We start from the raw sequence: 25,605 nt of genomic DNA, 5'->3' as shown, positions 1-25,605 counted from the left end.
TGCGCTATGTGGGGCGCATGACCGTGAAACCCGTTCATGAGGTCGGCGGCGGCCTGGCCGGCGCGGGCCAGGCGGCGGGCGGCCAAGGCGGCGCTCAGGGCGGCGGCGAAGCCCGCGGCTCGGCCGGCGGCTCCGCCCAGGCGCAGACGGACGTGAAGCGTCCGCGCCAGACCAAGGTCAAGGCGGACGCCAACGGCTCGGCCGAAGCGTCCGGTTCGGTTTCCGTCGGGCGCTAATCCCCCGTCCCTCACGCCCGACGGACGAGGGGCGGCGGCCGGGCTCCTCCGCCGCCCCTCCATTGTTCTGCCGCAAAAAGGAAAACGCCCGCCGGGAAGGGGTCCGGCGGGCGTTTCGTTTTACTTCGCAGGCGGAGCCGCTTAGGCGGCGACGGCGCCCTCGGCCGGGTCGCGCAGGACGTAGCCCCGGCCCCAGACGGTTTCGATGTAGTGCTTGCCGCCGGCCGCGGTCGCGAGCTTCTTGCGGAGCTTGCAGATGAAGACGTCGATGATCTTCAGCTCCGGCTCGTCCATGCCGCCGTACAGGTGGTTCAGGAACATCTCCTTGGTCAGGGTCGTGCCCTTACGCAGGGAGAGCAGCTCCAGCATCTGGTATTCCTTGCCGGTCAGGTGCACGCGGACCGTGTTCACTTCGACGGTCTTGGCGTCGAGGTTGACGGTGATCTCGCCGGTCTTGATGACCGACTGGGCGTGGCCCTTCGAGCGACGCACCACCGCATGAATGCGGGCGATCAGCTCTTCCTTGTGGAACGGCTTGGTCATGTAGTCGTCGGCGCCGCCGCCGAACGTTTTGACCTTGGTGTCGATCTCGGTGGTGCCCGACAGGATCATCACCGGCGTGTTGACCTTGCCCACGCGCAGTTGGCGCAGGACGTCCAGGCCCGACATGTCGGGCAGGTTCAGGTCCAGCAGGATGATGTCGTAGTCGTAGATCTTGCCCAGATCCACGCCCTCTTCACCCAGATCGGTCGTGTAAACGTTGAAACCTTCGGACTTCAGCATCAGTTCGATGCTTTGCGCAGTCGCGCTGTCGTCCTCGATCAACAGAACTCGCATTCGGCCCCTCCCGGCGAAGCGTCCCGCCACCGAACCCTACAGACAGGTCCGGCCCTTACCTCTGAACGCTAGGCCGCCAGTTACTTAAGATTGGTTAATCCTAACGACTGCCCCGAATCGTAGGGTGATTTGCGAGTCCGCGTCCAGCGGTCGAGTCAACGATTCGATTCTTAAAGCAGCGTTAACGGGGCTCCCCTCGCCCCGACCGCGCCCTCCTCGCCGCGCGGTTGAATTAACCTTATGAAGATTCGCCTGAAATCAGCCAAGCGGCGCCTGCGCCCGACTGCCGCAGAGCTGGGGATAAGCGCCGGGACGCGGCGCCGCCGGCTCCACAATATTTACCGCCAAGCTCGAACGGCCACGCCCTTAGGGGGTTTCCCCTGCGCTTTCCGACTAGGGCACGGGCTCGTTCAACCATGGCTTACTACAACTACCTGGGGCAGCTGATGCCCACGAGCGGCGGCGTCGTGGACAGCCACGCGGCTCGAAATGATCCGACTCCCCAGACGCTCACCGGCACCGACAAGAACAATTCGATGCTCGGTGAAGAAAACGACGTGCTGATCGGGCTGAAAGGCGACGATTGGTATTACGCGATGGGCTACAACACCAAGGTGATCGAGGCTGAGAACGCCGGGATCGACACGGTGTACGCCTGGGCCGGCTCCTACGCCCTGCCCGACAACGTCGAGAACCTTGTCCTCGAAGGCGGCAACGAGAACTACGGCGTCGGCAACGCCCTGAACAACCTGATCTTCGGCAAGGCCGGCAGCAATTCGCTGTACGGGGCCGGGGGCGACGACGTGCTGGTCGGCGGCGAGGGCTCTGACTACTTCGTCATCGTCAAGGGCGAGGGCAACGACGTCATCCACGACTTCAAGGCCGGCCAGGTGGTCGACGGCGACTTCGTCCGGCTGATCGGCTCCGACTTCAAGAGCTTCGCCGAGATCAAGGCGGCCATGACCCAGCGCGGGGCCGACGTGTTCCTGCAGAACGGCGACGAGGTCGTCGTCTTCCGCAACACCCGCATCGAGCAGTTCACGGCCGACGACTTCCAGATGCCGCTGGACCGCAGCCAGCTCGGCGAACTGACCTTCTCGGAGGAGTTCGACAGCCTGAACCTGTGGTCCTCGGGCTCGCTGAACGGGATCTGGAAGACCAACTTCGGCTACGGCGACTCCACCAGCCTCGAGCGCTACACCCTGCCCAGGAACGGCGAGCTGCAGATCTACGCCGCGCCGGGCTTCCAGGGGACCAGCGGCCACGACCTGGGCGTCAATCCCTTCCACATTGAGGACGGGGTGATGTCGATCCGGGCCGAGCGGGTCGGCGCCGACGTCAAGTCCGACATCTGGAACTACGACTACACCTCGGGCCTGCTGACCACGCGCGGGGTGTTCTCCCAGCAGTACGGCTATTTCGAGATCCGCGCCGACCTGCCGGAGGGCAAGGGCCTGTGGCCGGCCTTCTGGCTGCTGCCGGACGACGGCCGCGCGGTCGAAATGGACATCCTCGAGGGGCTGGGCCACCAGCCCTACGGCCCCTACGCCTATCGCCACGACCGAACCGACGGGCCCAACAAGCTGGCCGGCATGCAGAACCTGCTGCCGCACCCCGAGGGCTTCCACACCTACGGCCTGCTGTGGACCGAAGACGCCATCGTCTACTACCTCGACGGTCATGAGGTGTTCCGGGCGGCCAGCACGCCGGCCTCCAACACGCCGATGTACCTGATCCTGAACCTGGCTGTCGGCGGCAACTGGGCGGGAGCGCCGGACGCCCAGACCGGCCTGCCGGCCGACTTCAAGATCGACTACGTGCACGTCTACCAGCTGGCCAACGGAGCCGCGCCGCCGCCCCCGGCTACAGACGCCGACAAGCACCTGGTCGGCGGCGACGGCCGCGACGAGCTGGTCGGCGCCTCCGGGAACGACACGCTGGAGGCCGGAGCCGGCAACGACTACCTGCGCGGCGAGGGCGGTATAGACCGCATGATCGGCGGGCTGGGCGACGACACCTATGTGGTCCACCAGACCGGCGACGTGATTGTCGAGCTGGCCAACCAGGGCTGGGACACCGTCCAGACCTGGGCCGACTACACCCTGCCGGACAACGTCGAGTTCCTGTCCATGTTCGGCGTCGCCAACATCGACGCGACCGGCAACGCGCTAAACAACACCCTGCGCGGCAACGCCGGGGCCAACGACCTGTACGGCATGGGCGGCGCCGACCGGCTGGAAGGCTGGGGCGGACGCGACCGGCTGGACGGCGGCGCGGGCAACGACGTCCTCAACGGCGGCCTGGGCGTCGACAGCTTCATCGTCCGCGAGGGGACCGGGCGTGACGTGGTCGAGGACTTCGTGGTCGGCGAGGACCTGATCGAAGCGACCCAGTTCACCGCCTGGCGCTCGATCACCCAGCAGGGCGCCGACACCCTGGTGGTGTTCTCCGACACGGCCTCGCTGGTGTTGAAGAACGTGCAGGCCAGCACGCTCAAGGCGTCCGACTTCGTCCTGAAGGGCTCGGGCCCGCCGCCGACGGATCCGGGTCCGGGTCCGGGCGATCCGCCGCCGACCACGAACACCATCGTCGGGACCGAGGCCGCGGACTCGCTGAAGGGCACGGCCGGCGCCGACCGCATCGAGGGGCGCGGCGGCAACGACTATATCGACGGCGGCGCCGGCGCCGACGTGATGGCGGGGGGCGCGGGCAACGATTCCTATCTGGTCGACAATGTCGGCGACCGGGTGGTCGAACTGGCCGGCGAGGGCACGGATTCCGTCGGCGCCTGGATCAGCTTCGTCCTGCCCGACGAGGTGGAGATCCTGACCCTCAAGGGCGCGGCGGCGATCGACGGGAGCGGCAACGGCCTGAACAACCGCCTCACCGGAAACGACGCGGCCAACCACCTGAACGGCGGCGGCGGGAACGACTGGCTGGAGGGCGGCGGCGGCGACGACCACCTGATCGGCGGGGCCGGCAACGACGTGTTCAGCTTCCGGCCCGGCTTCGGCCACGACGTGATCGAGGACTTCGTGGCCGGCGGGACCGACGACCGGATGAGCTTCACCGGCTTCGGCTCCGCGCGCCCGACCGTCACCCAGATCGGGGCCGACACGGTGATCGCCTTCGGCACCGGCGAGAAGATCACCCTGCTGAACGTGAACAGCGCCGACCTGACGGCGCAGGACTGGGGCTGGGGTTAAGCCCGCCGATAGCTCCACAGGCCCGTGAAGCCGCCGCGATGGCGCCAGGCCAACAGGCCCGCCACCGCGGCGGTCGCGGCCCCGACCGGCCAAAGGCCGCTCAGAAAGATGTGGAACAGCAGGATCACCGCCACGACCGGGGCCAGCAGCACCAGGCCGAAGGGCGTGGTCCGCTCGCGCAGCAGCGCCAGGCCGCCCAGCAGGTAGCAGGCGGCCAGGGCCGGATCGACGAAGCCGGTCGCCGCGATCGCGTGGTCGAAGGCGGCCGCCGCCGGGGTCGCCTGCACGGGCCGCGGGATCGCGCCCGTGGTCAGGCTTGTGGTGATCATCGCGGCGGTGGCGATGAAGAACAGCGCGTACAGCCAGCGCAGGCCGATCCAGGCCCGGTCGATCATGGTCACGGCTCACCTCCCCCAAGGCGTCGCTCGCGTCACGAAAGCGGGAGACCGCCGTTGCGTCAACCAATCCCTTCCGGCCCGCGCCGGAAGCCCACTGCGACACGGTTGTAGACGTTGATCAGGCCGATCGCGATCGTCAGGTCGGCGATCTCCTTCTCGCTGAACTGGGCCTTCATGGCCTGGAAGTCCGCGTCCGGCGCCGCGGTCTCGGGCAGCCGGGTCAGCGCCTCGGCCCAGGCCAGGGCCGCCTGCTCCTTTTCGGTGAACACGCCCTTCGCCTCACGCCAGGCCGAGGCCAGCAGCATCTTCTGGCAGGACACGCCTTCCTTCGCCAGGTCCTTGCTGTGCAGGTCGATGCAGTAGGTGCAGCCGTTGATCTGCGAGCAGCGCAGATAGACCAGATTGACCAGCGGCGTGGGCAGGCCGGACTTCAGGATGTAGCCGTAAACCTGGCCCAGCGCCATCATGCCGTCGGGCGCGACGTGGACGTAGTCGAGGCGCATGGTCATGCGGGGGCTCCTTCCGACCCCCGAACCTGCGCCCCCCGGTGCGAGGTCCCGCCGCGCGACCCGGGGTCGCCTCGTCAACCATTCTTTAGGGTGCGTTAACGGCGTCAGGCCGATCATCGGTCGCTAACCTGGGACTGGCCTGTTTTGCGCAACCTGATCGCCGCCGCCGAGCGCATCGATCCGCTGACCGTCTGCGGTCGGGTGGCGGGCGTGAACGGCTTGCTGATCGAGGCCAAGGGCGGGCTGAGCCGGCTCGAAGTCGGAGCCCGGGCCGAGATTCTGCGCCGCGCCGACCGGCCGCTGCCGGTCGAGGTGGTGGGCTTCAAGGAGGCCCGCGCGCTTCTGATGCCGTTCGGGCCGGTCGAGGGCGTCGCCCCCGGGGCCGAGATCCGCATCCTCAACGAAGGCGCCGCCGTGCGACCGACGCTGGGCTGGCTGGGCCGCATCGTCGACGCCTTCGGCCAGCCGGTGGACGGGCTGGGCCCGCTGCCGACCGGCCAGGCCGCCTATCCGCTGCGCGCCGCGCCGCCGTCGGCCCACGCCCGCGCCCGGGTGGGCGAGCGGCTGGACCTGGGCGTACGCGCCATGGACGTGTTCACCACCTGCTGCCGCGGCCAGCGCCTGGGCGTGTTCGCGGGCTCCGGCGTCGGCAAGTCGGTGCTGCTGTCGATGCTGGCCCGCGAGGCGACCTGCGACGCCGTCGTGGTCGGCCTGATCGGCGAACGGGGCCGCGAAGTCCGCGAGTTCATCGAAGAAACCCTGGGCGAGGCCGGTCTGCGCCGGGCCATCGTCGTCGTCGCCACCTCCGACGAGCCGGCCCTGAAACGTCGCCAGGCGGCCTACATGACCATGGCCATCGCCGAGTACCTGCGCGACCAGGACCTGGAAGTCCTGTGCCTGATGGACTCAGTCACCCGCTTCGCCATGGCCCAGCGCGAGATCGGCCTGGCCGCCGGCGAGCCGCCGACCACCAAGGGCTATACGCCCACCGTCTTCACCGAACTGCCGAAGCTCTTGGAGCGCGCCGGGCCCGGCCCGATCCGCGCCGACGGCAGCCAGGCGGGTCCGATCACCGGCCTGTTCACCGTGCTGGTGGACGGCGACGACCACAACGAACCGATCGCCGACGCCGTGCGCGGCATCCTGGACGGCCACATCGTCATGAGCCGGAGCATCGCCGAGCGCGGCCGCTTCCCCGCCATCGACGTGCTGAAGTCGATCAGCCGCACCATGCCGGGCTGCCAGCTGCCGCACGAGCGCGAGATCGTGCGCGGCGCGCGCGAGGTGCTGTCGGCCTACTCCAACATGGAAGAGCTGATCCGCATCGGCGCCTACCGCACGGGCGCCGACCCGATGGTGGACCGCGCCATCCGGCTCAATCCGGCCGTCGAAGACTTTCTGCGCCAGGGCAAGGACGAGGTCACCCGCCTCGACGAGTCCTTCGCGCACCTCCATTCCATCCTGAGCGAAGGACACGCCGCATGAGCAAGTGGGCGCACTCCCTGATCCGCCTGTCGACCTACGAGGTCGAGACGCTGCAGAAGCGCATGGCCGAAGTCGCCACCCGCCGCGCCTCCGCCGAGATGCGCGTGGCGGTGCTGGACGCAGAGGCCGAGGTCGAGCGCGAGCGCGCCCGCGACGACGCCCACGCCGCCATGCTGATGCCGGCCTATCTGAAGGGCTGGGAGATCCGCCGCGCCGCCGCCGTGGCCGAGTTGGACGTAGTGGCGATCGAGGAGCAGGGCGTGCGCGACGCGCTGACCCGCGCCTTCGAAGAGCAAAAGAAGTTCGAGCACGTCGCCGAGATGAGCCGCCTGAACAAGCTGGCCGTGCAGGCCAAGCTGGAAGGCGCCGCCCTGGACGAGCTGGCCCTGCGCCGCGCCGGTCGGTGATCCCGAGCGACCACGTTCCTGAGTTCGAGGGGCGCGCGGGCCAGACCCGACGCGCCCTTCTGCTGTCCGCCCTGGCCCTGTCCGCCTGCGACGCGCGCGCGGCGCCGGAAGCCCCGCCGCCGGCCCTGAAGAGCGCCCCCTTCCCGGTCGGGGTCGCGGCCATGACCGGTCAGTTCGACGACCTCGGCTGGACCGAGCTGGTCGGCGCCCAGTTCGATCGCGTCACCCCCGAGTGGGAGATGAAGATGGAGGCCGTCCTGGCTGCGGACGGCGCGCTCGACTTCTCCCGTTCCGACCGGCTGGTGGCCGCGGCCGAGGCGCGGGGCCTGAAGGTCTTCGGCCACACCCTGATCTGGTACGCGCAGTCCTCGCCCGCCTTCGAGCGACTGGCCGGCGACCGCGCGGCCTTCGCGGCGGCCTACCGCAACTACGTGCTGGACGTGGCCGGCCGCTATAGCGGGCGCCTCGCCGGCTGGGACGTCGTCAACGAGCCGGTGAACGACGACGGCGAGGGCTATCGCGACTGCCTGTGGCGCCAGGCGCTGGGCATGGACTACGTACGCAGGGCCTTCGAACACGCGCGCGAGGCGGACAGGGACGCGCCGCTGCTGCTGAACGACTACAACCTCGAACGCCCGAAGAAGCGGGCCGCCTTCCTGCGGCTGGCCGAAGACCTGCTGAAATCCGGCGCGCCGCTGGGCGGGCTGGGCACCCAGAGCCACCTGACCGCCGACCTCGAGCCGGGCGCGATCCGGGCGAGCGTGCGCGAGCTCGCCAGCCTGGGCTTGCCTTTGCACGTATCGGAGCTGGACGTCAGCCTCAACGCCGACCGCCTGTCGGTGCTGCGCCGCGGCGAGCTGGAGACGCGCCAGACGGCCCTGGTCGCCGAAGCGGTCGAAGCGGTGATGGATCTGCCCGAGGCCCAGCGGTTCGGGCTGACGGTCTGGGGCGCGCGCGACAAGGACTCCTGGCTGCGCCGACCGCCCAACGCCGGCGGCCCCCTGCCCGACCGTCCGCTGCTGTTCGACGACGACGGCCGTCCCAAGGCCGCCGCGCGCGCGTTCGCGCGGGCGCTGGCCTGAAACGCAAACGGCCGCCCGAGGGCGGCCGTCGAAACTTCAGCGCGTAGCAGGCGTCAGCCCTGCCCCACCTTCTCGTCCTTCGGCAGGGGCGAGGTCAGCGGCGAGACGGTCGGGCCGCCCCGGTCGGTCGCGTTGCGGATGGCGCGCAGATCGTCGGAGATGCGGAAGATCGCGACGTAGAATTCGCAGAACGCCCGCCACAGCAGGGCGCCCGCGGCCAGCGCGAGCATGCCCATGACCACCACCGGAATGGCCAACATCCAGCCCATGATGCCGCCTTCGCGCAGGGCCATGCCGAAGGCGCCGCCCACGACCGAGAAGCCCGCCAGGAGGATCAGGCACAGGCCCGCCCAGTAGATGATATGGACCACCGGCCCGGTCATCAGCTTGTCGAAGGTGATCAGGTCCCAGAACAGCTCGCCGGGCGAGGTCTTCTGAAACCCCTTCATCGACTCGCGGTTGGAGGGACGCGTGAGTTGGCGGAAGTCTTGCCGAGCCATGGACTCGCTCCGGAGGCGTACGGTTTCAGCTAACAAAGGCGAAGCTTGGGCGCAAACCCTTAGAGGCGCGACCCACGGTCACTGCCTGCTGGTCATTTAAGCTAGCGCTCAAATCTGCCCCACGGTCTTGAGCCTGGCCTTGGGGTGGATCTCGTTCTGCGACATGACCACGGTCTGGCCGCGGAAGCGCTCGATCAGCGAGCGCACGTAGGGCCGGATGGCCGGGCTGGTCAGCAGGACCGCCGCGTCGCCGTTCATGGCCGCCCGCTCGAAGGTGTCGCGCACGCCGCGGATGAATTCCTGTAGGCGCGAGGGCGGCAGGGCCAGCTGCTTCTCCTCGCCCGGGCCGACCAGGGCCTCCTGGAAAGCCGTGTCCCAGTCGGGCGACAGGGTGACGATGGGCAGGGCGCCGTCCTCGCCGCGATTCTGGAAGCAGAGCTGCTTGGCCAGGCGCGAGCGCACGTGCTCGACCAGTTGGGTGACGCTGGCGGTGTGCGGCGCGGCCTCGGCCACGCCCTCCAGGATGGCCGGCAGGTCGCGGATCGACACCCGCTCGCGCAGCAGCGCCTGCAGCACGCGCTGCACGGTGGCGGCGCTGACCACGGAGGGGATCAGCTCGTCGACCAGCTTCTTGGTCTCGGCCGGCAGCTCCTTCAAAAGCTTCTGCACCTCGCCGTAGGAGAGCAGGTCCGCCATGTTCTCCTTAAGCACCTCGGTCAGGTGGGTGGTCAGCACGGTGGCCGGGTCGACGATGGTGTAGCCGCGGAAGGTGGCTTCCTCGCGCAGGCTCTCGTCGATCCAGGTGGCCGGCAGGCCGAACGCCGGCTCCTTCATGTGCTCGCCCGGCAGCTCGACCTGGCGGCCGGCCGGGTCCATGGCCATCAGGTGGCCCAGGCGCACCTCGCCCTGGCCGGCTTCCATCTCCTTGACGCGCAGCGCGTAGCCCTGGCTGGGCAAGCGCATGTTGTCGAGGATGCGCACCGGCGGCATGACGAAGCCGAACTCGGTGGCCAGCGTCCGGCGCAGGGCGCGGATCTGGTCGGTCAGGCGACGGCCTTCCAGGTCGTTGATCAGGCCCAGCAAGCCGTAGCCCAGCTCGATCTTCACGTCGTCGATGGCCAGCGTCTGGCCGATCGGCTCCTCGACGTCGGCGGCGGCCGGGGCGGTCTCCACCACCGGGTCCGGCGGCGGCGGCTTGGCGTGGCCGCGCCGCCAGGCCAGCACGCCCGCGCCGATGGCGATCGCCGCGAACGGGATGATCGGCATGCCCGGGATTAAGCCCAGCACGCCCGAGGCGGCCGAGACCATGCCCAGGCTGACCGGGTTGGTGGCCAGCTGGACGACCAGGGCCTTGTCGGCGGCGCCTTCGACGCCGGCCTTCGACACCAGGAAGCCGGCGGCCAGCGAGACGATCAGGGCCGGCACCTGGGTGACCAGGCCGTCGCCGACGGTCAGCAGGGTGTAGGTGCCGGCCGCCTCGCCCGCGGGCAGGCCGTGCTGGACCACGCCGATCAGCATGCCGCCGATGGCGTTGATGAAGGTGATGATCAGGCCGGCGACGGCGTCGCCGCGCACGAACTTCGAGGCGCCGTCCATGGCCCCGAAGAAGGTCGATTCCTGCTCCAGCTCCTTGCGGCGCTTCTTGGCCTCGGCCTCGTCGATGAGGCCCGACGACAGGTCGGCGTCGATGGCCATCTGCTTGCCCGGCATGGAGTCGAGGGTGAAGCGCGCGGCCACCTCGGCGATGCGGGTCGAGCCCTTGGTGATGACCATGAAGTTCACCACCAGCAGGATGGCGAACACGATCACGCCGATGACGAAGTTGCCGCCGGTCATCAGGTGACCGAAGGCCTGGATGATCTTGCCGGCCGACTCCCCGCCCTCGTGCCCGTGGCTGAGGATCAGGCGCGCCGAGGCGATGTTCAGGCCCAGCCGGTACAGGGTGGCGACCAGCAGCACCATCGGGAAGGCGGTGAATTCCAGCGGCTTCTTGATCAGAAGCGCGGTCATCAGGATCAGCACCGAGCTGGTGATCGACAGCGCCAGCAGCGCGTCCAGCCCGAAGGCCGGCAGCGGCACGATCAGCAGCACGACGATCAGCACGACGCCCAGCGCCAGCGCCACCTCGCCGCGCGCCAGCCAGCCCCACACCTCCCTGGGCGTGGGACGCTCGGCCATCAGACCCTGGATGCCGAGTTCAGCCACTTAACGTCAGGCCGCGCTCAGGCCGCTCTGCGGGGCCGGGACGGGGACGCCGGCGGCGGCGTACTCGTTCAGCTTGTTGCGCAGGGTCCGGATCGAGATGCCCAGAATGTTGGCCGCGTGGGTGCGGTTGCCCAGGCAGTGGCCGAGCGTGTCCAGGATCAGCTGCTGCTCCATCTCCGCCACCGTGCGGCCCACGAAGGCGCGCGCGGCGGCGTCGGCCGCCTGAGCGGCCTGGGCGGCGTAGCCCGGCGTGGAGGCCCCGCCGGCGGCGGCCAACGGCTGGCCGTCCGGCAGGCGGATGGCGTCGACGTCGATCTCGTCGCCGATCGCCAGCAGCACCGCGCGGTGCATGGCGTTTTCCAGCTCGCGCACGTTGCCCGGCCACGGGTGGGCGATCAGGCGGCGCCTGGCCTCGGCCGCGATCGGGCGCTGGGCCACGCCGTTGGCGGCGGCGTACTTCTTCACGAAGTGCTCGGCCAGCACGACCACGTCGGCCGGACGTTCGCGCAGCGCCGGCAGGCGCAGGTTCACGACGTTGAGGCGGTAGAGCAGGTCCTCGCGGAAGGTGCCTTCCTTCACGGCCTGGGCCAGGTCGCGGTTGGAAGTGGCGAGGATGCGGATGTCGACCTTCACCGGCTTTTGGCCGCCGACCCGGTCGATCACGCGCTCCTGGATGGCGCGCAGCAGCTTGGCCTGCAGGCGCGCGTCCATTTCGGAGATTTCGTCCAGCAGAAGCGTGCCGCCGTCGGCCTCCTCGAATTTGCCGATGCGGCGGGCCACGGCGCCGGTGAAGGCGCCCTTCTCGTGGCCGAACAGCTCGCTCTCCAGCAGGTTCTCGGGGATGGCCGCGCAGTTCACGCTGATGAACGGCTTGTCCGCCCGGCGCGACTTGGCGTGGACGTAGCGGGCCATGACTTCCTTGCCGACGCCGCTTTCGCCGGTGATCAGGATCGAGGCCTCGGACTTGGCGACCTGGTCGGCCAGCTTCAGCACCTGCTGCATGGCCGGGTCGGAGGTGACCAGCGGGCGCTCGTCGTCGGCCACCGCCGCCAGCACCGCGGCGATCAGCTCGGCGTCGGGGGGCAGCGGGATGAACTCCTTGGCCCCGGCGCGGATGGCGTCGGCCGCGCGGCGCGGGTCGGCGCCGACGCCGCAGGCGACCACCGGCACGTGGATGCGCTCGGCCTCGTTCGCGGCGATCAGGCCGGCGATGTCGAGGTCGTAGTCGACCATCAGGAGCTCGGCGCCCTGGCCGCGGCGCAAGGAGTCGGTGGCCTGCGCGCCGGTCTCGACGTGGCTGACCTTGGCGCCGGTCGACATCGCCATCTTCACGGCCGCGGCGAGCTGCCCGCTCAGACGTCCGACCACCAGAAGCCGCATCTCAGATCCCCCTCAGCAGAGCGTCGGCTTACGTCGCCGTCGCCCCGGGTCTTGGTCCGCCCGCTCCGTCGCCGGTCGGTCGAACTGTACTATTTGCAGCGAGTCGCGCCGTCAGACGCCGACGTCCTCGCTCTTGATGATTTCGGTCATGGTCACGCCCAGCCGGTCGTCGACGACGACGACCTCGCCGCGGGCGACCAGACGGTTGTTGACGTAGATGTCGATGGCCTCGCCGACCTTGCGGTCCAGCTCCACCACCGAGCCCGGCCCCAGCTTCAGCAGCTGCGCCACCGAGACGTGCGACTTGCCCAGCACGGCCGAGATGTTGACCGGCACGTCGAACACCGGCGCCAGGTCGGCCGCGGCCTTCTGGGCCTCGCCGTCCTCGAACGTCGCCAGCGCCGTGGAGACCGGGAATTCTTCGAGCGAAAGATCGTTGTCGGCGGCCATTATCGCGGCTCCCCGTGAACTGAAAGCCCATGAACTGAAAGGTCGTCGCCGTGCAGGCCTTCGGCGGCGAGCGCCGCGCGGACGGCGGCCTCGACGCGTTGAGCCGCGCCTTCGGGATCGAAGATGGCGCGTCCGTCGCCCCACTCGAACACGAAGGCCGCACCGGCCGCGCCGGGCTCGGCCTTGAACACGATCTGGCCGGCGAAGCCGATGGCCTGGGCCACGTCTTCCACCGCCGCCTGCACGCGCTCGTCGATGCGGGCCATGCGCACGACCAGGCGCGGCGCGCTCTCGACCTCCTGGGCCAGCGCCTCCAGCGCCGCCTCCAGGGCCGCCGTCGGGAACCGGTCCAGGGCCGCGTCGGCCACCCGGCGGGCGGCGACCAGCGCCAGCTCGGCGCAGCCGGCCTTGTGGGCCTGGGCCACCTGGGCCAGCACGGACAGGCCCGAGCGGGCCTGCTCGGCCACCGTGGCCAGGGCGTGGGCGTGGGCTTCCTCGGCGCGAGCGACGGCCGAGGCCTCGCCTTCGCGATAGGCCTGCTCGCGGATCGCCTCGACCTCTTCGGGCGTGAAGAAGCGCTTGGGGCGCGGCGGCGGCGCGGAAATCACCACGCCGGCGTCGCCGAACTCCATGTCGAAGCCGAATTTGCGGGGCTGCTGGGTCACGACGCGGGCCTCAATAGATCAGCTCGTCGTCGTCGCCCTGGCCGGCGAGCATGATCTCGCCCTTGGCGGCCAGGTCCTTGGCCAGCTGCACCATGGACATCTGGGCGGCGTCCACGTCCTTCAGGCGGACGGGGCCCATGCTCTCCATGTCCTCGCGCATGATCTTGGCGGCGCGTTCGGACATGTTGGAGAAGAACAGCTCGCGCAGGGTGTCGGAGGCGCCCTTCAGGGCGATGGCCAGCTGGTCCTTCTCGACCGCGCGGATCAGGGTCTGCACGCCGCCCGGGTCCAGCTTGCCGAGGTCCTCGAACACGAACATGAGCGCGCGGATGCGCTCGGCCGACTCGCGGTTGCGCTCTTCCAGCGCGGCCAGGAAGCGGCTCTCGGTCTGGCGGTCGAAGTTGTTGAAGATCTCCGCCATCAGTTCGTGGCTGTCGCGCTTGGAGGTGCGCGCCAGGTTGGACATGAACTCGGTGCGCAGGGTCTGCTCGATCTTGTCGAGGATCTCGCGCTGCACCGGCTCCATGCGCAGCATCCGCTGCACGCACTCCAGGGCGAAGTCTTCAGGCAGCGAGGCCAGAACGCGCGCGGCGTGGTCGCCCTTCACCTTGGAGAGCACCACCGCGACGGTCTGCGGGTACTCGTTCTTCAGGTAGTTGGCGAGCACCGCCTCGTTCACGTTGCCCAGCTTGTCCCACATGGTGCGCCCCGCCGGGCCGCGGATCTCCTCCATCAGGGCGTCGACTTTGTCGGCCGGCAGGAAGGATTGCAGGATGCGCTGGGTCTGCTCGTAGGAGCCCATGATCGCGCCCGTGCCGGACATGCCCGACACGAACTCGAACAGCAGATCCTCGACCACCGAGGAGGAGACGGTGCCCAGGCTCGACATGGCCTGGGAGATTTCCTTGATCTCCTCGTCGTCCAGCTGCTCCCACAGCTGGGTGTGCTCTTCGCCCAGCGAGAGCAGGATGACCGCCGCCTTCTCAGGGCCGGTCAGCTTCGTGCGATCGTCGATCGCCCCCTTTTTACGGATCGCCAGCGCGCTCATCAGGATTCATGCAGCCAGTTGCGGAGGATCGAGGCCGACTCCTCCGGATGTTTGCCGACGAACTCGGAGACCTTCTTCACCGAGGACGCTTTCACCTGCCCCTCGATGCGGGCGATGTCGATGCGGTGATCCATCTCAGACGGGCCGGTCAGGGCCGCTTGGGCGGGTTCGTAGGACAGCGCCCCGGCCGGCGCGCCCGCGGGCTGCAGATGGGTCACCGGGATCGTAGCGCCGGGGGTCGGGCCCTCGGCGGTCTTCAGCATCGGGCGGACCACGAAGAAGATGATCAGGGCCGCGACCACGGCCAGGATGCCCATCTCGGCCGCGCGCATGATGTCGTTCTTGTCGAAGTCCAGCATCGGCGCGCCCGCGGCCGTGCCGCCCAGCTCCGCCGCCGAGGGTCGGGTGAAGCGCACGTTGACGACGCTGATCTGGTCGCCGCGCTCCTGGTCGTAGCCGACCGCCGAACGGACCAGCTGCTCGATCTGCTGCATCTCGGCGGCCGTGCGGGCGGTGTAGGCGCCCGGCTTGCCGTTCGCGCCCGCGGCGGTGACGCCGTCCACGGCCACGGCGACCGACAGCCGCTTCACCGCGCCCGGCTCGACCACTTCGGTGCGGGTGGTCTTGGAGATCTCGTAGTTGGTGATCTCCTCGGTCTGGCCGCTGGACGAGCTGGTCGACAGGAAGCCCGGCTGCTGCTGGCCCTGCGGCAGGTTGGCGGCGGCGGTCACCTGGCCGTCGGCCCCGGGGTCGGTCTCGCTCTGGTTGGATTCGGCGGTGCGGGTCGAGCGGACGACCTGGCCGTCCGGATCGAAACGCTCTTCCTGGGTGGTGACGCGGTTCAGGTCGAGGTCGGCGGTGACCTCGACGCGCGCCTTGCCCTGGCCGACGACGCCCTCGACGATGCCCTTCACGGCCCGGCGGATGCGCTCCTCGGTCTCGGCCTTGCGGCCGGCGGCCAGCTCGCCGAGATAGCCGCCCTCGTCGCCTTCCGCGCCGGCGGCCAGCATCTCGCCGGACTCGTCGACGACGGTGACGTGGTCGGGCTTCAGGCCCGGCACGGCGCCGGCCACCAGGTTGCGCAGCGAGCGGACCTGGTCGGCCTTCAGCTCGCGCCCGCCCAGGCCCACGACGATCGAGGCGGTCGGCTGGGCCGCCTCTTCCTCGAACAGCTCGCGCTTGGGCAGCACCAGGTGCACCCGGGCGGAGGTCACACCCTGTAGCGAGCGGATGGTGCGGGCCAGTTCGCCCTCGAGGGCGCGCTGCTTGTTCAGGTTCTGGGTGAATTCGGTCTGCCCCATGATCGAGGCGTTGTCGAACAGCTCGTAGCCGACCGAACCCGAGGTCGGCAGGCCCTTGCTCGACAGCATCAGGCGGGTGGAGGCGACGTTGTCGCGGTCGACCATGATGGTCGAACCGTCGCCCTTGGCCTCGTACTTCACCCCGGCCTGGTCGAGCGCGGAGGTGATTTCCGACGCTTCCTTGAGATCGAGGTTCGAGTAGAGCAGCGCCTTGGGCTGGCCGCCCAGGTTCATCATCATGGCGACGAGGATCGCCGCCGCGCCCGCGGCGGCGCCGATAACCGCCGCAAGACGGCCGATCCCGAATCTCCGCAAGCCGTTCAGAAAGGACTCCACGCGCGCCCGCCCCACTCTCGGGGGCCCCCGCCGACTCGTCGCCCCACTAGGCAGATATTTCCGGGCGGTTGGTAAACGACCTGTTTACGAGCGGCCCGTGGAGCCTCGGGGAACAGGCGCCGCCGGGAAGAGCGCGCGTTAAGCACAACTGTCGATTGACTTTTCGCCCCGTTTCCGCCCAATTCCGCCGAACACGTTCGTCGGGGGAAGGACGTCATGTCGAAGCGTAAGAAGGCCGTCGCCGGAGCGTTCGGCGTTTTCATCACCGCCCTGCTGGTCATTTACGCGGTCCACGTGCGCGAAACGGGCCAGATGTGGCCCGCCGCCAGGCACGCGGCCCCCTGAGGCGACAGCCAGAAGGGCCGACGGCCGCGCTCCCGAGGGGAGCGCGGCCGTCGAACAACTCGACCAGGGCGAACCGGATCAGCGGTACTGCTGAATCCGGGTCGTGCGCAGGCCCGGCATGCCCCAGCGGTCGATCGCCGCCTGCCACGCCAGGAACTCGTCGTTGGTCAGCCGGTAGCGCGCACAGGCGTCTTCCAGCGACAGCAACCCGCCGCGAACGGCCGCCACCACCTCCGCCTTGCGGCGGATCACCCATCGCTGGGTGTTCGGGGGCGGAAGATCGGTGACCGTCAGGGGGGCCCCCGTCGGACCGATCACGTATTTTTCGCCTCTGCTGTTCAGGCGATGCTCTTGCAGCATGGGCCTTACGCCTCTCTCACCACCATCGTAGCGTCACAGTAGCGCGGCCCCGATAACGTCGGCTTAAGCGCGATGGTGAATCGAACACTAATCGTCCGACCACCGACGCTTGCGCTACCTTCCGCTGTTAAGGCGGCGTTCATTCAAGTTACTCGGATACCGGCGATCAGCGTTTGATCATGAGCAGTTCTTCCAGCATCTGGTCCGCGGTCGTGATGATCTTGGACGAGGCCGAATAGGCCCGCTGGGTGGTGATCAGGCCGGTGAACTCCGACGACAGGTCGACGGTCGAAGCCTCCAGCGTCGAGGGCGACAGCAGGCCCGCGCCGCCCTGCCCCGGCGGTTTGAGGTTGTAGGTGCCGCTTTCCTGCGAGACCCGGTAGGCGTTGCCCGACACGCGGATCAGGCCGTCGTCGTTCGGGAAGGTGGCCAGGGCGACCTGGGCGATCTTGCGGGTCACGCCGTTGTCGAAGATGGCGGTGACGAAGCCTTCGTCGTCGATTTCGATGTTGGTCAGGTTGCCGAAGGTGGTGCCGTTGGTCAGCACCGCCTGCACCACCGACTGGCTGTCGAACTGGGTCAGGCCGCCGGCGGCGCTGTCCAGGTCGATGCGCAGGGTCTGGGCCGCGACGCCCAGCGACGGATCCCAGTTGAAGGTGCCCGAGCCGGGGACCGGAACGGCGCCGGCCGAGGCGCCGAACTGCAGCTCCGGCGCGGCCGGCGGGGCCGGGAACAGGGTCGAGTTGGCGGCGTCGTAGCGACCGTCGGCGGTGAAGCGGACGATGCCGGTGGCCAGCTGGCCGCTCTGCAGCGGCGTGGCGGTGACCACGTCGCTCGCCGGAATGGCCCGGATCTCGGCGTACCATTCGTTGGCGTTGGGGCTCTTCAGGAACGAGACGGCGACGGTGCGCTTGCCGCCCTTGGAGTCCGACACCGGGATCTGCAGCTCGAAGTCCGGCTTCACGCCGGTGCCGTTGGCCGGGTCGTAGGCCGCCATGCTGGTGGCCGCCACGGTCGGGTTGTAGGTGGCCGCGTCGGCCGAGACGGCCTGGCTCGACTTCAGGTTGGCGTTGATGGTCGCCCGCGTGGTCGGGTCGGCGGCGCCGCCGATCGAGGTGACGTTGATGGTCTGCAGCCGGGTCAGGTCGGACGGATCGGAGATCACGTTGCCCTGGTCGTCGATCGGCCAGCCCTGCAGGTACAGGCCCGAGGCGTTGCGCAGGTAGCCCAGGTCGTCCTTGGTGAAGGAGCCGGCGCGGGTGAACAGGCGCGCGTCGGTCGAGGTCAGGTTTTCCGGCTTCTCGGTGACGACGAAGAAGCCCTTGCCCTGGACGCCGAGGTCGGTGTTCGAGGTCGTGCGCTGCAGCAGGCCCTGCTGCGAGACGAACTGGCGGGCGGTGCCCAGCACGCCGCCGGCGCTGTAGGACGCCTTCAGCGACTGCGAGGTCACGATGGTCGAGAAGTCCACCTGGGCGCGCTTGTAGCCCACGGTGTTGACGTTCGCGATGTTGTCCGAGATGGCGGCGAGCGCCGACGAGTTGGCGGTCAGGCCCGAGACGCCGGCGAGCATGGCGCTGTTGATGCTCATGATGCGTATCCTGTCAGTCGATGCGTTGGATCAGGCGGCGGCGCTTGCTGCGGTGGGGCCGGAGCCCCGACGGCGCGCCGTTCGAGCGCGCCCATTTTCGGTGTCGGCGGGTCGGATCAACTGGTCACCGGGGTCTCCGGCGCGCTGGTCGCCGGCTTCTCGGCGACGCTGATCACGGAGCTCAGCGGCACGATCGAGCCGCCGATGGTGAGGTAGGGCTGGCCGTCGTACATCTCGACGGCGGTGACCTTGCCGCGGGCCAGAACCTGCGACGCGACCTCCGCGTCGCCCTTCTTGGCCGTGATCTTCATGACGTAGACGCCGCCGTCCGGCAGCTGTTGGCCGGTCGAGGTCTTGCCGTTCCAGGCGAAGTCGTGGATGCCCTCGCCCTTGTCGGGCGCCGGGCCGGACCAGACCACCTTGCCGGTGGTGTCGTAGATCTGAAGGGTCGCTTCCGAGGCGTCGGCCCCGAGCTCGTAGGACCAGGTCGCCGCGCCTTTGTCGAGCTTGGTGGCGGAGGCGGCAGCGGTCACCTCCTTGCCGATGTAGGTCACCGAGTTGGAGAGGGCGGCGTTGTTCTGCTCCACCATCGCCTTCAGCAGGTCGTTGGTCATCAGCTGCTGCTCGACCCCGGCCATTTGCGTCAGCTGCTCGGTGAAGGCGTTCGAATCCATCGGCGAGAGCGGGTCCTGGTTCTTCAGCTGCGAGGTCAGCAGCGCCAGGAAGGTCTCGTAATTGTCGAACAGCTGGGTGCGGCTGTTGGTGATCTTCGCGCCGGCCTGGGCCGCGGCTTGGGATGCGTTGACGGTGTCGACCATGTCGTCAGATCCTCACGTCCACGCCGAGCCGGACGGCGCGGCGGGCGACTGGGGGGGCGTCGGCGAGGCTCGCGGCCTGCTCGCCGGCGCGGAAGGCGCGGGCCCGGGCGCGGCCGCCGTCGGCGAACTGCTGTCGGGCGTCCTCGAAAGAGCCGCCGCCGTTGTTGCGATCAGCGAAGCTGAAGGAGTCCTCGGAGACCTGGAAACCGGCCTGTTCGAGGCTGCGCCGCAGCTCGTCTGAGCGGGCGCGCAGGTCGGCGGCGGCCACCGGGTTGTCGAAGGCCATCTGGGCCTTGAGCCGGCCGTCGGCCTCGATGGTCAGGCGCACGTCGACCCGGCCCATGTCGGCCGGATGCAGTTCGACGTCGAAGCGGGTCGACCGCTCGCCCAGCTTCTTGAGGATCTCGGCCGACAGGTGGGCCACGGTCTCCGGCGAACCGCGCACCGCCTCCGCGATCACCGCGTGCGCGCCGGCGTGGGCGGCCGGCGCGCCCGCGGCCGTGTCGGCAGGCGCCGCCGGGTTGATCGCCGGGTCCGTCTGGGCGGCCGCGACGCCCGCGGGCTCAGGCGTCGGTTCGGCCTTCGCGGACTTGGAGGCGGTCGGGGTCGACGCGGCCGCGGCCGCGGTCGGGGACGACGAGGTGTCGGCGCCCCCCGAAGACTTGCCGGCGTCGGCCGCCTCGGCGGGCGCCTCGCGGGCCGCCTCCTGACGCGGGTCGGCCAGGCGCGGCGTGAGCGCCGGCGCTTCGGCGGCGTTGGCCGCCGCGAAGTCGCGCATCACGCTGGCCGGCGCCGGGCGGCGGGTCTGGCCGCCGGTCAGGGCCGCCTGGATTGCCTTCAGCGTCTCGGCCGCCCGCGCCGCCTCGGCCTGGGCCTGGGTCGCGTCGGCGTCGGCCTGCGCAGCCGGCACGGCGGCTTCATCAGTCGCCGGCGAAGCCGAAGCCTCGGCGCCGGGCTGGAGGATTCGGGCGAACAAGGTTTCGAGCTTGGCCCGCACCTGCGGCGGCGCCTTGGCCATCACCTGATCGACCGCCGCCTTCACGGCCTGCAGACGCTCAGGGCTCGCCTCGCCGTCGATCCGGACGCCGTTCTCGTTGAGGATACGATCGATCGCCCCGAGGGCGCGCCCCACGGTCGACAGGCCGCGCTCGTCGGCTGCGACCGTCTCGGCCGTAGCCGAAGTGGCCGCCGCCTGAGCGACGGGCGCGGGCGGCGCGACGACCGTCGCGACCTCGACGGCGTCAGGGCTGGCGGCGTCCACGCCCGGAGCCGCCTCGTCAGAAGCGACCGGCGCCTCGTCCTTCCCGGCGACGACGTCGTCCGCGTCCGTGATCGGCGCGACCGCCGCAACCGGCGCCGCGGGCGCGACGTCGACGTCAGCCGCGGCCTCGGTGACGGCGGCGTTGGCCGCGGCCAGCTTGGCGGAATTCAGGAACCCCTTCCTCGGCGCCGCCGGCGCGTCGGCGCGGGCCGGCGTCTCGGCGTCGTTCGAGACCGCGTCCATCGCCTGCTTGAAGGCGCCGGCGTCGCCCTCGCCGGCCGCAGGCGCGGGCGAGGACGTCACGGGGGCCACAAGGGCGGAAAGAATATCGACAGACGACATGCGCGGCTCGGAAGTCCGTGACGGCTTCGGAAGGAGCGCGTGCTGCGCCAGGGTGTTCGGGCCCTCCCATGCAACCACCGGGCCGCAGCGACATCGCCTTGAATTTATTGAGCTTGCCTGCCCGCGGACGGCGTCCCTGTCTGCCCGACGGCGGCGGATTTTGCCGCCCGGCGGCAAGGATCGACCCGGCGCCTTCGCCGAACCCCGCTCTGGCGCCGGTCTTGCGCGTCAATTCCGCGAGGCGAGCGCCTCACCAGAGGAAGTCCATGTTTTTCAAGGCTGAAGCTTTCGAGCGTTCACCAAACGGCGGGCAAATTCCGCCGGGCGGGGCGAAGGCTTTGCCGACCGGGGGGCGCGCATGTCGCTGACCACCATCATGAACACGGCCACGTCCGGGCTGATGACCGCCCAGACGCAGTTGCGCGTGATTTCGGACAACGTCTCGAACGTCAACACGCCGGGCTACATCCGCAAGGTCGTCGACCAGAACCCGCTGGTCACCGCCGGCGTGGGCGCGGGCGTCGAGGCCGGGCGCATCCGTCTGGCCACCGACCGGTTCCTGCAGGCCGCCGCCCTGAACGCCAACGGCGACGCCGCGCGCCAGGGCGTGCGCGCCGAAATGATGGACAGGATCCAGGACCTGTTCGGCGACCCCAGCGGCGACACGAGCGTCTTCGCCCAGGTCGACCAGATGTTCGCCGCCTTCAGCGCGATCACCGACGACGCCACCTCCGGCCCGCGCCGCCAGGACGCCGTCTTCAAGGCCCAGCAGCTGTTCGACGAGGCCGCGCGCGTGCACGCCGGCATCCAGGCCGTCCGTCAGGACGCCGACAGCCGGCTGGTCACCGCGGTCGACACCATCAACGGCCTCCTGAAGGACATCGAGTCCCTCAACGTCGAGATCTCGCGCGCCACGGTGGTCGGCAACGACTCCTCCGGCGCCGAGAGCGCGCAGGCCCAGCTGATCGACCAGCTCTCCCAGTTCATGGACGTGCGCGTGAGCGCGCGCACAGCGGGCGGGGTGAACCTGCGCACCGGCGACGGCATGGTGCTGGTCGGGGACGGCGCCGCCACCCTCTCCTACCAGCGCGCCGGCAACATCAACGCCGAGACCACCTTCGACCAGATCTGGCTGACCGAGCCCCGCGGCGAAAAGCGCCAGCTGTCGGACCACCTGACCAGCGGCGAACTGAAGGGCCTGATCGAGCTGCGCGACGTCGAGGCGCCGGCGGCCGACGAGCGGCTGGGCGAGCTGATGACCCGGCTGGCCGACGAGCTGAACCGGGCCCACAACGCCGGCACCTCTGTCCCGCCGCCCACCAGCCTGACCGGCCGGAACACCGGTCTGGACCTGCCGACCGCGGTGACCGGCTTCACCGGCCGCACCGAGATCGCCATCATGGATGCGAGCGGCAAGGTCGTACGGCGCGTTGACGTCGACTTCAGCGCCGGGACCATGAGCACCAACGGCGGCCCGGCCAGCGCCTTCACCCCGGGCAGCTTCCTGGCCGACCTGAACGCCTCGCTCGGCGCCGACGGCAGCGCCAGCTTCGTCAACGGGGCCCTGACCCTCACGGCGAACGGCAGCGGCAACGGCGTGGCGATCGCCGACGATCCGGCCGCCAAGAGCGACAAGGCCGGGCGCGGCTTCTCGCACTATTTCGGGCTCAACGACCTGGTCCGCAGCGACGGCATCGCGCTCTACGAGACCGGCCTGACGCCGGCCTCGTCGCACGGCTTCACGCCTGGCGACACCATCACCTTCCGCTTCTCCAACGAGAACGGCGCCCGGCTGAAGGACCTGAAGGTCGCCATCCCGCCCGGCGGGACGATGCAGGACCTGCTGAACCAGCTGAACTCCCCGTCGGCCGGGGTGGGGCAGTACGGGACCTTCTCGCTCGACTCCCTCGGGCGCATGTCCTTCACGCCCAACACCAACCCGGCGGCGTCCATGGCGCTGATCGAGGACAAGACCAGCCGGGCCGGAAGCGGCGTGGGCTTTGCGGAGCTGTTCGGCATCGGCGCCGGCGCGCGGGCCAGCCGCGCCGACGGCTTCTCGATCCGCACCGACGTCCGCAACGATCCGACCAAGCTGGCCCTGGCGCAGCTCGACTTCTCGGCGGCGGTCGGGGCCGCCGGCGCCGCCCGCGGCGACGGCCGCAACACGCAGAAGCTGGCCGACGCCGGATCGAACGCCACGTGGTTCGAGAGCGCCGGCGGGGCGGCGGGCTCGACCGTTTCGGTCACCCGCTACATGGCCGAGTTCGCCGGCGACCTCGGCGGCAAGGCGGCGCTGGCCTCGCAGCGCAAGGACGCCGCCGAAACCCTCGCCCGCGAGGCCGAGACCCGCCGCTCGGGGATCGAGGGAGTCAACCTCGACGAGGAACTGGTGAAGCTCACCGTGTTCCAGCAAGCCTACGCCGCCTCCGGCCGCCTCATCCAGGCGGCCAAAGACATGTACGACGTTCTTCTCGGGATGCTGTGATGACGCGCGTCTCCACCGCCAACACCTATCAATCGGCGCTGCTCGACCTGATGCGGGCCCAGAAGCGCCAGTCCGAGGCCCAGAGCCAGGTCTCGACCCAGAAGATCGCCGACGATCTGAAAGGCTTCGGCCGTGGGTCGGAGACCATCGCCGCCTTCCGCTCGGCCCAGGCTCGCATGCAGGGCTACATCGACGCCGGCGGCCAGGTCGCCCAGCGGCTGGAGAGCCAGGACCTGGCTCTGACCCGCGTGGCCGACGCCGCCGACGGAGCCCGCCAGGACATCGCCGAGGCGATCGCCAACGGCCGGCTGGACGGCCTGATGCTGGACCTGCAGAGCCGGTTCTCCACGGCCCAGGACGGCCTGAACTTCAAGCACCAGGGCCGCTACGTATTCGGCGGCGCCCAGATCGACACGCCGCCGGTGACCGCCGACACGCTTGCCGACCTCACCGCCGTGCCGGCCGCCGCCAACGTGTTCGTCAACGACCAGCTGAAGACGGTCTCGCGCCTGGACGACGCCTCCAGCCTGCAAACCGGCTTCCTTGCGAACGAGGTCGGCGGCTCGCTGTTCGACGCCTTCCGCCAAATCCAGGCCTATCACGAGGGGCCCAACGGTCCGCTCACCGGCCAGATGAACGACACCCAGCGCGCCTTCCTGCAGGGCATCATCTCGACCTTCGGCGCCGCGCACGAGGACGTGCTGCAGCAGGCCGCCCAGAACGGCGCCCTGCAGAAGCGCGTCGACAACCACCTGGAGTCCCAGAAGGACCAGTCGGTGGCCATGGAGGAGCTGATCGGCGAACGCACCGACGCGGACATGGCCCAGGCCATCACCGCCCTGCAGCAGGCCCAGATCGCCGTGCAGGCTTCGGCGCAGGTGATCGGTCAGCTGAGGAACACCTCGCTGCTCGACATCCTGAGGTGATCTCAGGCGACCGCGACGCGGGGCGCCCTCGCAATCGGGCGCCTCGACCGCTACATGGTCGCCGATGACCACCAGCGCCTGCCCGATCCCGACCATCGAAGCCGCCGACCTCGGCGCTGCCGTCGAAACCGCGCGCGCGGCGGTCGGCCTGCCGCAGGGCGCGCGCGTGGTCGCGGCGATGTCCGGCGGGGTGGACTCCACCGTGGTGGCGGCGTTGCTCAAGCAGGCCGGCTACGACGTGGTGGGCGTGACCCTGCAGCTCTATGACCACGGCGCGGCGGTGAAGAAGTCGGGCGCCTGCTGCGCCGGCCAGGACATCCACGACGCGCGCCTGGCGGCCGAAACGATCGGCATCCCGCACTACGTGCTGGATTACGAAAGCCGCTTCCGCGAGAGCGTCATCGACGAGTTCGCCGACAGCTACCTGCGCGGCGAGACGCCGGTCCCGTGCATCCGCTGCAACCAGACGGTCAAATTCCGCGACCTGCTGGACGTCGCGCGCGAGCTCGGGGCCGAGGCCATGGCCACCGGCCACTACGTACGCCGCGCCGCGACCGGCGACGGCGCCCAGCTGCGCAAGGCCTTCGATCCGGCCCGTGACCAGAGCTACTTCCTGTTCGCCACCACGCGCGAGCAGCTGGACTTCCTGCGCTTCCCGCTGGCCGACCTGCCCAAGCCCCAGGTGCGCGGCGTCGCCGCCGACCTGGGCCTGAAGATCGCGTCGAAGCCGGACAGCCAGGACATCTGCTTCGTGCCGGACGGCAAGTACGTCAACCTGATCGACCGGCTGCGCCCGCAGGGCAAGGAGCCGGGCGACATCGTCCACCTGGACGGGCGCGTGCTGGGCCGCCACGAGGGCATCACCCGCTACACCATCGGCCAGCGCCGCGGCCTGAACGTCGCGGTCGGCGAGCCGCTGTTCGTGGTCAAGCTGGATCCCGAGAACCGCCGGGTGATCGTCGGCCCGCGTGAGGCGCTGCTGACCCGCTCGCTGGCGATGAAGGAGATCAACTGGCTGGGCGACCAGGCCACGATCGAGGACGCCGCCGCCGAAGGGCTGGCGGTGCTGGCCCGCGTGCGCTCCACCCGCGCGCCCGCCCCGGCCCGCCTGCGACTGAGGGACGGCGCGCCGGTCGTTGTGTTCGACGAGGGCGAGGAAGGCGTCGCCCCGGGCCAGGCCTGCGTGCTCTACGCCGCGGCCGATCCCGACCGCGTGGTCGGCGGCGGCTTCATCGTCTCGACGGAAGCGGTGCTCTAACGCCTCCGCGGCGAAGCGGGGGAGGAGAAGGGAGCGTGTCCTTACGGCCACGCTTCGCGGCCCACCCGCTCACGCCCTCTGGCGCGCGTCGATCGACCCGTGTTACCCGCCGCGCCCCGAAGCGAGAGGACCCATGTTCCGTACGCCCTACACCCTGCAGGCCCCCGTCAGCCTCGA

The 25,605-nt window shown here is 69.9% G+C and carries 23 protein-coding genes; 9 read left to right on the top strand and 14 right to left on the bottom strand.

The features are described 5' to 3' along the window. A partial coding sequence (locus H8B08_RS12910) for a hypothetical protein (RefSeq protein WP_222934454.1) occupies positions 1–236 on the top strand: 236 nt, incomplete at its 5' end. Positions 237–377: 141 nt separating this feature from the next. On the opposite strand, the gene ctrA is transcribed toward H8B08_RS12910, so the two are convergent. Beyond that, positions 378–1,073 carry a response regulator transcription factor CtrA gene (gene ctrA, locus H8B08_RS12905; protein WP_187450604.1) on the bottom strand — a complete coding sequence of 232 codons (696 nt, stop codon included), beginning with the start codon at positions 1,071–1,073 and terminating at the stop codon, positions 378–380. Between the two features lie 416 nt (positions 1,074–1,489). On the opposite strand from ctrA, the gene H8B08_RS12900 reads away from it, so the two are divergent. Then, entirely contained in the window at positions 1,490–4,279 is a 2,790-nt protein-coding gene (locus H8B08_RS12900) for a family 16 glycosylhydrolase (RefSeq protein WP_187450603.1), read from the top strand. Here H8B08_RS12900 and H8B08_RS12895 read toward each other — a convergent pair. Both H8B08_RS12895 and H8B08_RS12890 read right to left on the bottom strand, forming a co-directional pair. Further along, on the bottom strand, positions 4,276–4,680 hold the full coding sequence (locus H8B08_RS12895) for a DoxX protein (protein ID WP_187450602.1): 405 nt from the start codon (positions 4,678–4,680) through the stop codon (positions 4,276–4,278). The two genes, H8B08_RS12900 and H8B08_RS12895, sit on opposite strands and share 4 nt — an antisense overlap. A gap of 56 nt (positions 4,681–4,736) precedes the next feature. Beyond that, positions 4,737–5,186, bottom strand: a complete 450-nt coding sequence (locus tag H8B08_RS12890; RefSeq protein ID WP_187450601.1) for a carboxymuconolactone decarboxylase family protein — start codon at positions 5,184–5,186, stop codon at positions 4,737–4,739. A gap of 144 nt (positions 5,187–5,330) precedes the next feature. Here H8B08_RS12890 and fliI point away from each other — a divergent pair, with 144 nt between their 5' ends. From fliI to H8B08_RS12875, 3 genes are read left to right on the top strand one after another with little or no spacing between them, the layout of a single operon-like run. Then, entirely contained in the window at positions 5,331–6,671 is a 1,341-nt protein-coding gene (fliI, locus tag H8B08_RS12885; protein ID WP_187450600.1) for a flagellar protein export ATPase FliI, read from the top strand. Then, the gene (locus H8B08_RS12880; RefSeq protein ID WP_187450599.1) at positions 6,668–7,078 is read left to right on the top strand and encodes a flagellar export protein FliJ; all 411 of its coding nucleotides are present in this window, start codon (positions 6,668–6,670) and stop codon (positions 7,076–7,078) included. The genes fliI and H8B08_RS12880 overlap by 4 nt, the downstream gene beginning before the upstream one ends. Beyond that, positions 7,075–8,160, top strand: coding sequence for an endo-1,4-beta-xylanase (locus tag H8B08_RS12875; RefSeq protein WP_370545468.1), 1,086 nt, complete (start codon positions 7,075–7,077; stop codon positions 8,158–8,160). The genes H8B08_RS12880 and H8B08_RS12875 overlap by 4 nt, the downstream gene beginning before the upstream one ends. A gap of 53 nt (positions 8,161–8,213) precedes the next feature. On the opposite strand, the gene H8B08_RS12870 is transcribed toward H8B08_RS12875, so the two are convergent. The 7 genes from H8B08_RS12870 to fliF all read right to left on the bottom strand — a co-directional run bounded on the left by H8B08_RS12870 (position 8,214) and on the right by fliF (position 16,045). Further along, positions 8,214–8,660 carry a DUF4282 domain-containing protein gene (locus tag H8B08_RS12870; protein WP_370545467.1) on the bottom strand — a complete coding sequence of 149 codons (447 nt, stop codon included), beginning with the start codon at positions 8,658–8,660 and terminating at the stop codon, positions 8,214–8,216. A 108-nt stretch (positions 8,661–8,768) separates the two neighbouring features. Next, positions 8,769–10,838, bottom strand: a complete 2,070-nt coding sequence (flhA, locus tag H8B08_RS12865) for a flagellar biosynthesis protein FlhA (protein ID WP_187450598.1) — start codon at positions 10,836–10,838, stop codon at positions 8,769–8,771. A 33-nt stretch (positions 10,839–10,871) separates the two neighbouring features. After that, a complete protein-coding gene (locus H8B08_RS12860) occupies positions 10,872–12,245 on the bottom strand; it encodes a sigma-54 dependent transcriptional regulator (RefSeq protein WP_187450597.1) in 1,374 nt (457 codons plus the stop codon). A 111-nt stretch (positions 12,246–12,356) separates the two neighbouring features. Next, positions 12,357–12,695, bottom strand: a complete 339-nt coding sequence (fliN, locus tag H8B08_RS12855; RefSeq protein ID WP_163263047.1) for a flagellar motor switch protein FliN — start codon at positions 12,693–12,695, stop codon at positions 12,357–12,359. Next, positions 12,695–13,360 carry a flagellar assembly protein FliH gene (locus H8B08_RS12850; RefSeq protein ID WP_187450596.1) on the bottom strand — a complete coding sequence of 222 codons (666 nt, stop codon included), beginning with the start codon at positions 13,358–13,360 and terminating at the stop codon, positions 12,695–12,697. Before H8B08_RS12850 ends, fliN begins: the two co-directional genes overlap by 1 nt. A gap of 10 nt (positions 13,361–13,370) precedes the next feature. Further along, positions 13,371–14,408, bottom strand: a complete 1,038-nt coding sequence (gene fliG / locus H8B08_RS12845; protein ID WP_222934453.1) for a flagellar motor switch protein FliG — start codon at positions 14,406–14,408, stop codon at positions 13,371–13,373. Continuing rightward, positions 14,408–16,045, bottom strand: coding sequence for a flagellar basal-body MS-ring/collar protein FliF (gene fliF, locus H8B08_RS12840; protein ID WP_187450595.1), 1,638 nt, complete (start codon positions 16,043–16,045; stop codon positions 14,408–14,410). The genes fliG and fliF overlap by 1 nt, the downstream gene beginning before the upstream one ends. Positions 16,046–16,261: 216 nt before the next feature. Here fliF and H8B08_RS19270 point away from each other — a divergent pair, with 216 nt between their 5' ends. After that, positions 16,262–16,390, top strand: coding sequence for a hypothetical protein (locus H8B08_RS19270; protein ID WP_255500814.1), 129 nt, complete (start codon positions 16,262–16,264; stop codon positions 16,388–16,390). Positions 16,391–16,468: 78 nt separating this feature from the next. Here H8B08_RS19270 and H8B08_RS12835 read toward each other — a convergent pair whose 3' ends face one another. The 4 genes from H8B08_RS12835 to H8B08_RS19265 all read right to left on the bottom strand — a co-directional run bounded on the left by H8B08_RS12835 (position 16,469) and on the right by H8B08_RS19265 (position 20,759). Next, complete coding sequence (locus tag H8B08_RS12835) at positions 16,469–16,750, bottom strand: DUF1153 domain-containing protein (RefSeq protein ID WP_163263044.1); 282 nt, start codon at positions 16,748–16,750, stop codon at positions 16,469–16,471. A gap of 166 nt (positions 16,751–16,916) precedes the next feature. After that, positions 16,917–18,338 carry a flagellar hook protein FlgE gene (locus H8B08_RS12830; protein WP_187450594.1) on the bottom strand — a complete coding sequence of 474 codons (1,422 nt, stop codon included), beginning with the start codon at positions 18,336–18,338 and terminating at the stop codon, positions 16,917–16,919. 116 nt (positions 18,339–18,454) lie between these two features. After that, on the bottom strand, positions 18,455–19,156 hold the full coding sequence (locus H8B08_RS12825) for a flagellar hook assembly protein FlgD (protein ID WP_187450593.1): 702 nt from the start codon (positions 19,154–19,156) through the stop codon (positions 18,455–18,457). A 4-nt stretch (positions 19,157–19,160) separates the two neighbouring features. Continuing rightward, the gene (locus tag H8B08_RS19265; protein WP_187450592.1) at positions 19,161–20,759 is read right to left on the bottom strand and encodes a flagellar hook-length control protein FliK; all 1,599 of its coding nucleotides are present in this window, start codon (positions 20,757–20,759) and stop codon (positions 19,161–19,163) included. A 358-nt stretch (positions 20,760–21,117) separates the two neighbouring features. Here H8B08_RS19265 and flgK point away from each other — a divergent pair, with 358 nt between their 5' ends. The 3 genes from flgK (at position 21,118) to mnmA (ending at position 25,428) form a co-directional block, all read left to right on the top strand. Beyond that, positions 21,118–23,244 (top strand): flagellar hook-associated protein FlgK, encoded by a 2,127-nt coding sequence (gene flgK, locus H8B08_RS12815; RefSeq protein ID WP_187450591.1) that lies wholly within the window; start codon positions 21,118–21,120, stop codon positions 23,242–23,244. Further along, positions 23,244–24,170, top strand: a complete 927-nt coding sequence (locus H8B08_RS12810) for a flagellin (RefSeq protein WP_187450590.1) — start codon at positions 23,244–23,246, stop codon at positions 24,168–24,170. Before flgK ends, H8B08_RS12810 begins: the two co-directional genes overlap by 1 nt. A 64-nt stretch (positions 24,171–24,234) precedes the next feature. Beyond that, positions 24,235–25,428: a tRNA 2-thiouridine(34) synthase MnmA gene (mnmA, locus tag H8B08_RS12805; RefSeq protein ID WP_187450589.1), complete on the top strand. Its 1,194-nt coding sequence runs from the start codon at positions 24,235–24,237 to the stop codon at positions 25,426–25,428. Positions 25,429–25,605: the final 177 nt, after the last annotated feature.

Origin of the sequence: Caulobacter sp. 17J80-11, assembly GCF_014349105.1 — a bacterium.
GTDB lineage: Bacteria > Pseudomonadota > Alphaproteobacteria > Caulobacterales > Caulobacteraceae > 17J80-11.
This window is presented reverse-complemented; position numbering and strand designations above follow the sequence as displayed.